Here is a 7,589-nt window from a genome sequence, read left to right as displayed (position 1 = left end):
GTTTTTTGGGCTATACAACTAAAAGCTATAAGTAAGAACAGTATTGCGTTTAATTGTTTCATTACACTGCTTTTTAAAGAAAAATATGAACTAATTTCCGGCCCATCCCGGACCGCGAATAACCCTGCCGGGGAAAGCACCAGTATGTTCTTCGTCTTTGAGAACCTGGGTTCCGTTTACAAATACATGTTTCATACCCGTGGCATATTGATGCGGTTTGGCAAAAGTAGCGTTGTCTTTAATTGTATTGGCATCAAAAACCACTACATCTGCATAATAACCTTCTTTAAGTAAGCCCCTATTTTTTAGTTTTAGATTTGTTGCAGGAAGAGAAGTAAGTTTATAAATGGCTTCCTCAAGTGGAATAACTTTTTCATCGCGTACAAAATGACCTAATAAGCGGGCAAATGATCCATACGCCCTTGGATGTGTACTTTGTTCCAAAAACACACCTTCATTCGTATAAGATCCTGCATCAGAACAGATGGCCATATAGGGAAGTGCCAATTTCTTTTTAATATTTTCTTCAGACATTGAAAAGTAAACTACCTGAATTCTGCTATCGTCTTCCTGTATTAAGTCAACCACAGCCTCGGCAGCTGTTATAGTTCTATCCTTAGCAATTTCGGCAAGGGTTTTACCAATAAGGTGTCTCATTTGTTTATTTTTGAAACCAACTAAAAGGATCTTTTCCGGCGGTACATGAAATTTTATTTCCTGAATCATCTGTTTCTTTTTTGCCGGTTGAGAGATCAATTCCATTGTTTTGTTATGCCCTCCTTCTTTTGCCCATGCGGGTAATAAAATATTGAGACCGGTAGAACTGGCATTGTACATGTACATGTCGGTGGTAATTGGCAATCCTTGTTTACGCGCGTTATCCACCAGCTGTATTGCACTGTCCAGTAAATGCCAGTTAGCCGTTCCGGAGGCCTTAAAGTGGTATATTTCCGAGCGTACGCCTGCCTCCTTAGAAATAGTAATTAGTTCCTGAACGGCATCTAAAAGGTTTTCTTCTTCATCTCTGATATGGGAAACATACATTCCACCATAGTCTGCCGCAACTTTGGCTAGTTCAATTATTTCTTCCGTTTTAGCATGTCCGCTTGGCACGTAAATCAAGGAGGTAGACAAACCTACTGCTCCTTCTTCCATAGCCTGTTTTGTGAGTTCTTTCATTTTTTCCAGTTCCGCCATGTTTGGGGGTCTGGTTTCGTAATTCATTACATATTCTCTTAAGGTTCCATTCCCAATAAAAGAAGCAATGTTGGTAGATACGCCTTTTTTTTCAAGATATTCCAGGTATTCTCCAAGGGTACTCCAATTAATATCATAATTGATATTTTGTTGAGATTCTTTCATTTCCAGTTTCATAACCTCGTTTAATGGACCCATGGAATGCCCTTCACCCATAACTTCAAGAGTTACCCCTTGTCTGATATCCCCTTGTGATCTTCCATCTTCAATCAGGGAAACATTGGCCCAGCTTAGCATATTTATAAACCCGGGAGCAACGGTAAGCCCTGTTGCATCTATTTCCATTGCCCCAGCGGCATTTTTTAAATCTCCAACTGCAACTATGGTATCTGCGTTAATTGCAATGTCTCCTTTAAATGATGGCCCTCCTGATCCATCTGCTATTATTCCATTTCTAATAACCAGATCATAAGATTCATGGGTCTCACAACCCATGATTAGGCTTATTAGGGTAAAGGCAAGTGCAATCGGTTTTAATTTCATCAGATATACTTTTTGTTTATTTTTTACTCTTTTAATTTTTCTCGTTCATTTCAGCTAAATAATTTAAAAATACCCAAAATACCTACACCAAGAATACTCAATATGCTTATCCATAGTGTAAGATCATAAATAAACCCAGGTTTAAACAGAGGTTGTGCTCTTAAATATCTAAAATGGATCACTGCATAAATTACGAGAAAAAGCAGGAAAGACCCAACAATACCACCCGTTAATACCATTAAAACCGGTAACTTAATAAAAATAAAGAGCAAGGCCCATAATAATGGTATTACCCAAGCAAGGATTGCGATCGTTTTTTTTCGTTGTTTAAAGTTAGAGAAACTGATCCATCCTATTTGCCCAAATATATCGGTAATCTGTCTGGTCCAGGCTGCCAAAGCAGCGAACAGGGTGGAGAATAAGGTGATAAATGCTCCAATAAGAAACGCTGATTTCGCGTGAGGTCCTAAAGATTCTGTATACATTGCAGACAGAGTCTCTACCATTGCATATCCTTCAGGCACAAAACCCTGTGCATGCAGAACAGCTGCTCCAAGTAAATAGAACGCGGCAGTTACGGATGTATATATGCACATGGCAATAATCGCATCCAATTTCATAACTTTTAACCAACCCTGGGCCCTTAACTTCCATTCTTCAGAATTGTCATTCTTACCTGTAAAAGCCGCGTAGCCTTTTTCAAGGCACCAATAGTTGTAATGTATTATCTCATCGCCACCAACGCCTGTTATCCCAAAAGCTCCTATGGCCACTGCAACGGCTTCTTTCGGTAAATTAAACTGAAGCCCGCTCCAGATGCTTTCAAAAGATATCTGATAAGGTGTAAACTTTAGAAAATATAGCGAAGCAAATGTGAAAATTGTAAAGAAACCTATCATGCTTAGGGAAAATTTTTCAATAAAAGAATAATACCCTCGGTAAATCATCAAGGCAACGATTATAGCAATTACAAAACAAAAGAACGGAACACCAATTCCCGGGATGGCAATGTTTAATATTATAGCTACTCCCCCTACTATGCCACCAACTTGCAAAAGTTTTATGATCATTACAGCCAGTACCGTCCAGACTGTCCACCTGGCTTTGCCATAAACAGGACCCGGAAGCTTATTAAATGCCTGCATGGCTGTTTCCCCAGTCAGGATTGTATGTTTTCCAAACTCTAATTGGACCGCTACTTTTACAATACAGCTGACAATAATGACCCAAAATGTAATAAATCCCGCTTCTGCACCTAAAGTGGTTGTCGCTATTAATTCTCCTGAACCAACAATGGAAGCTGAAAGTATAAAGCTGGGCCCCAGAAATTTAAAACGTTCTTTTAAAGTTGAAGGAGGTTCTTTTATTTTATCAGGGGAGAGCAAATAGGGATCTAATAATTCGGACATGCTTAATTAATTCGCCTGGTGAATAAAGTTCTATGAAAGTTTATTTAAATAAGCCATGTTATGTTTCATGCTTTCTAAAGGGTTGTTGGCATATTCTTCTTGTTCTATGAAGATGTGCTTTACACCTGAAGCTTTTTTATGATTCATCATTGCGGGAATATCAAGGCCGCCTTTACCAAATTCTGTACTTTCCTTCTTATTCATGTCCATATCCTTAAGGTGCCATAGAGGAAATCTCCCCGGATATTTCTTAAAATAGTCTAATGGGTCCTTGCCAGCCACAACCACCCATCCGAGATCTAATTCCATATGAACAAGATCTGCTTCGGTATTTGAGAGGAGAACATCATAAAGAACCTGGTTGTTTTCAGTTTCAAATTCATATTCATGATTGTGATAACCGAATTTAAGATTCAATTTTTTACATGCCTCACCGGCCTTATTAAATTCTTCGGCCACCTTTTTATAATTGTCTACATTTTGTCCATTACTGGGCATTGAGGAGCAGATAAGGTACTCTTGTCCTGATTCTACCGCTTCTTCCATAGTTTGTTGCCACTTATCATCTAAATGTACGTGCCCGCTCTTTAAGTTCATATTCAGGTCATCACAAACAGATTTCATCTCCGCAGGGCCTAGACCGTAGTAGTGGCCTTTCTGACTCCTGGCTGTTTCAATCTCCTTAAAACCAAGAGAAGCAATTTGTTTTAATGTAGCAATTGCGTCCTTAGCCATTTCATTCCGAAATGAATACAATTGAACTCCGTAGCGTTGTGTTTTAATTGGTGCATAAGTAAAGGAAGGTAGAAGTAACGATCCGGTGGTAAAAACTGTAGATCGCAGTAAAAAATCTCTTCTGGATTGCATGATGTTCTTATTTTAATTAAGGTAGTTGTATTCTTCTAAATTAGTCTAAATTTTCCATACACCTTTAGCAACGGTATTTGTATTTTTACCCAAATGCTCGTTCTATGAATAAAAGAGAAATACAACTTAAGGCCTTTGATCGGTTACTTACTATTATGGATGAGCTCCGGGAGAAATGTCCATGGGATAAAAAACAAACACTACAAACACTAAGGCACCTTACCATTGAAGAGACTTATGAATTGGGTGAAGCAATCCTGGAAAACGATCTCAAGGAAGTAAAAAATGAGCTTGGAGATCTTTTGTTGCATATTGTTTTTTATGCAAGAATAGGATCGGAAACTAATAGTTTTGATATTGCCGACGTTGCTAATTCTATTTGTGATAAACTGATTAACCGACACCCGCATATCTATGGGGATGTTACTGTTACCAATGAAGAAGATGTAAAAAGGAATTGGGAAAATATTAAACTATCAGAAGGTAAAAAAAGTGTTCTTGAAGGGGTTCCAAATAGCCTTCCCGCATTGGTCAAAGCAAATAGAATTCAGGAAAAAGTTGCCGGTGTTGGATTTGATTGGGAACGACCGGAGCAAGTTTTTGAAAAGGTTAAAGAAGAATTGTCAGAATTGCAGGAAGAATTTAAAGCCGGGAATAAGGATAAATTGGAATCTGAATTTGGAGATGTATTTTTCTCGATTGTCAATTATGCAAGATTTTTGGATATTAACCCTGAAAATGCCCTGGAACGCACTAATAAGAAATTTATTAAACGATTTCAATATTTAGAAGGTAAGGCCAAAGAACAGAATAGAACACTTAAGGAAATGTCACTTGCAGAGATGGATGTCTATTGGGAGGAGGCTAAGAATATATAAGCTTTGCCAGGTTCAAAATCATAAAAATTTCCACTTATCATGATTTTGAGTCCCTTATACTTGAAACGGGGAGTAGAGGCTCTACAATATTCTGATTAAACCAATCCTAAATCCTATCTTTGCTGCTTCCAAAAAACAGCACATTTTGTTGCAGCAATATACCAAAGAATTCAGATATAATATTAGGCTAGCAGTACCTGTTATACTAGGAATGCTAGGGCATACTTTTGTTGCCTTTGCCGATAATATTATGGTGGGGCAATTGGGTACTGCAGAATTAGCCGCCGTTTCTTTGGGAAATAGTTTTGTCTTTATAGCAATGTCTTTGGGTATAGGTTTTTCAACGGCAATTACGCCATTGGTTGCCGAGGCTGATGGTGCTGGCAATAAGGCTGGTGGGAAAAGTGCATTAAAGCACGGTTTGCTGCTTTGTACCATACTTGGATTAGTTCTTTTTGGCCTTATTCAATTGGGGAAACCGTTACTCTATTTAATGGACCAACCCCCTGAGGTGGTAGAATTATCTATACCTTATTTAGATTTAGTAGCCTTTTCATTAGTTCCGCTGGTTATGTTTCAGGCTTATAAGCAATTTTCTGAAGGTTTGTCTCAAACCAAATATCCAATGTATGCAACTATTGTGGCTAATGTGGTTAACATTGTACTGAATTATCTATTGATTTTTGGTGCATTCGGTTTTCCAAAACTAGGAATTATTGGTGCTGCCATTGGTACTCTGGCTGCACGAATAATAATGTTGATAATGCTGTGGTATTTATTGGAGAAAAAGAAAAAGTTTCACGATTATGTTACAGGATTTAATTTTAAAAAAATTGAAAAAAAGGTAATTCACAAGATTATCAATCTTGGTTTCCCATCTGCTTTACAGATGTTTTTTGAGGTGGCTATATTCACGGCAGCAATATGGCTGAGTGGAGTATTAGGTAAAAATCCACAGGCTGCTAATCAGATAGCATTAAATCTGAGCAGCATGACATTCATGTTTGGTATGGGACTTGGAGTTGCTGCAATGATCCGAGTTGGAAATCAGAAAGGGCTAAAGAATTTTGCGGAATTAAGACGAATTGCGCAGTCTATTTTTTTCCTGACATTTATATTGCAAGTTGTTTTCGCATTACTTTTCCTTCTGGGACGACATTGGTTTCCAACTATTTACCTGGATGTGAACGACCCGGCTAACCAGATGGACAATATGGAAGTAATTTTACTTGCGTCAGAATTACTCCTGGTTGCAGCTTTTTTTCAGATTTCAGATGGTCTTCAGGTTGTTATACTTGGAGCTTTACGAGGTTTACAGGATGTAAAAGTTCCAACCTTTATTACTCTAATTGCATATTGGTTGATAGGCTTTCCCATATGCTATTATCTGGGTTTGCATACCGAATTAAAAAGTACAGGCATATGGATAGGATTGCTGTCGGGTTTAACGGCATCGGCAATTATGTTGTATATTCGATTTAACAAATTAACCAAACAACTTATTAATTCTTAAGAGCTAAACTTTTTAATATCATTGGTAAATTTCGTAACCTGATAAATTAACAATTGAATTGATCTATGCAATTTCCAAAGTTTTTACTTGGTGATAATACTGATTATCCTACCGCCATTTTTATTGTACACACAGAATACCCGAGATTCATAATCAACTTGGAAAATGATGAAGTAGAATGGCTCGAAGATTTCACGACCGAAGATGAAAAAGAATTGTCTTCTGAAGCGGAAAAATTAATTGAAGCGGCTACCGCATTTTATGATAGGGAAATAGGAAGATACGAAGATTAGGATGTTAGAAGAATTAGTACATCTAGACAAGGAAGTATTCCTTTTTCTCAATAAACTGGGAACTTCTGAATGGGATGGTTTTTGGATGTTTCTTACCAATAAGTGGAGTGCGATTCCCTTGTATTTTTTACTGCTAATACTTTCATTTAAGCAATATGGGGCTAAGAAAATGATTTTTCTGGTTATCAGCGTGGTTTTATTGATTACAGTTACCGATCAATTATCTAATTTTTTTAAATATGGTGTTCAACGCTTACGTCCCTGTTATGATCCTGAGATAAGCCAGGTAATGCGCCTGGTAAAAGGCTATTGTGGTGGAAGATTTAGCTATTTTTCTGCTCATGCCGCCAATACTTCTGCGTTGGCATTATTCTTTACTTTTCTTTTTGGCTCTACCTATAAATATGTTGGTGTCTTTTTAATTGTTTGGGCCGTTTTTGTTTCTTATAGCAGAATATATATCGGAGTTCATTTTCCACTCGATATTATTACAGGGATGGCCGTAGGAGCAATCTTTGGGTGGCTATTTGCTAAGTTATATATCTTTGCAATTCACAAATATCGTATATGATCTCAAATACGAAGTATTGGTTTTTTCTCTTCCTCATTATCCTGGTATATCTGGCGGGAATGTTCGTAACACTTTTTGAATATGATTCCGCTCAGTTTGCAGTTATGGCAATGCGAATGGTACAGGAAAACGACTTTATAAATTTGTTCAAAGGTCCGGAGGAGTATTTAGATAAACCTCATATGCATTACTGGCTTGCGGCCATTTCTTTTAAAATTTTCGGTCTTTACGATTGGGCCTATCGGATTCCGGCTATCCTGGCCACTTTGTTAGGAGCCTATAGTTGTTTTGGTTTAGGTAAGCTACTGTATAATACGG

General features: G+C 37.6%; 8 protein-coding genes. 5 read left to right on the top strand and 3 right to left on the bottom strand.

Features of this window, described 5'->3' with window-relative positions; all coding sequences use genetic code 11:
• Positions 1-90: 90 nt before the first annotated feature.
• From WBN20_RS00865 to WBN20_RS00855, 3 genes are read right to left on the bottom strand one after another with little or no spacing between them, the layout of a single operon-like run.
• A complete protein-coding gene (locus tag WBN20_RS00865; RefSeq protein ID WP_424280372.1) occupies positions 91-1,740 on the bottom strand; it encodes an N-acyl-D-amino-acid deacylase family protein in 1,650 nt (549 codons plus the stop codon).
• A 50-nt stretch (positions 1,741-1,790) separates the two neighbouring features.
• Positions 1,791-3,149 (bottom strand): Nramp family divalent metal transporter, encoded by a 1,359-nt coding sequence (locus tag WBN20_RS00860; protein ID WP_424274816.1) that lies wholly within the window; start codon positions 3,147-3,149, stop codon positions 1,791-1,793.
• Between the two features lie 30 nt (positions 3,150-3,179).
• The gene (locus WBN20_RS00855) at positions 3,180-4,016 is read right to left on the bottom strand and encodes a sugar phosphate isomerase/epimerase family protein (RefSeq protein ID WP_424280371.1); all 837 of its coding nucleotides are present in this window, start codon (positions 4,014-4,016) and stop codon (positions 3,180-3,182) included.
• A 104-nt stretch (positions 4,017-4,120) separates the two neighbouring features.
• Here WBN20_RS00855 and mazG point away from each other — a divergent pair, with 104 nt between their 5' ends.
• From mazG to WBN20_RS00830, 5 genes are all read left to right on the top strand, one after another.
• Positions 4,121-4,894 (top strand): nucleoside triphosphate pyrophosphohydrolase, encoded by a 774-nt coding sequence (gene mazG / locus WBN20_RS00850; RefSeq protein ID WP_424272176.1) that lies wholly within the window; start codon positions 4,121-4,123, stop codon positions 4,892-4,894.
• A 145-nt stretch (positions 4,895-5,039) separates the two neighbouring features.
• Positions 5,040-6,407, top strand: coding sequence for an MATE family efflux transporter (locus WBN20_RS00845; RefSeq protein WP_424273898.1), 1,368 nt, complete (start codon positions 5,040-5,042; stop codon positions 6,405-6,407).
• A 65-nt stretch (positions 6,408-6,472) separates the two neighbouring features.
• Positions 6,473-6,700, top strand: a complete 228-nt coding sequence (locus WBN20_RS00840) for a hypothetical protein (RefSeq protein WP_424273897.1) — start codon at positions 6,473-6,475, stop codon at positions 6,698-6,700.
• Position 6,701: 1 nt separating this feature from the next.
• Complete coding sequence (locus WBN20_RS00835; protein ID WP_424272173.1) at positions 6,702-7,271, top strand: phosphatase PAP2 family protein; 570 nt, start codon at positions 6,702-6,704, stop codon at positions 7,269-7,271.
• A partial coding sequence (locus tag WBN20_RS00830; RefSeq protein WP_424280370.1) for an ArnT family glycosyltransferase occupies positions 7,268-7,589 on the top strand: 322 nt, incomplete at its 3' end. The genes WBN20_RS00835 and WBN20_RS00830, both read left to right, overlap by 4 nt.

This window comes from Eudoraea sp., from assembly GCF_049665975.1.
GTDB lineage: Bacteria > Bacteroidota > Bacteroidia > Flavobacteriales > Flavobacteriaceae > Eudoraea.
This window is presented reverse-complemented; position numbering and strand designations above follow the sequence as displayed.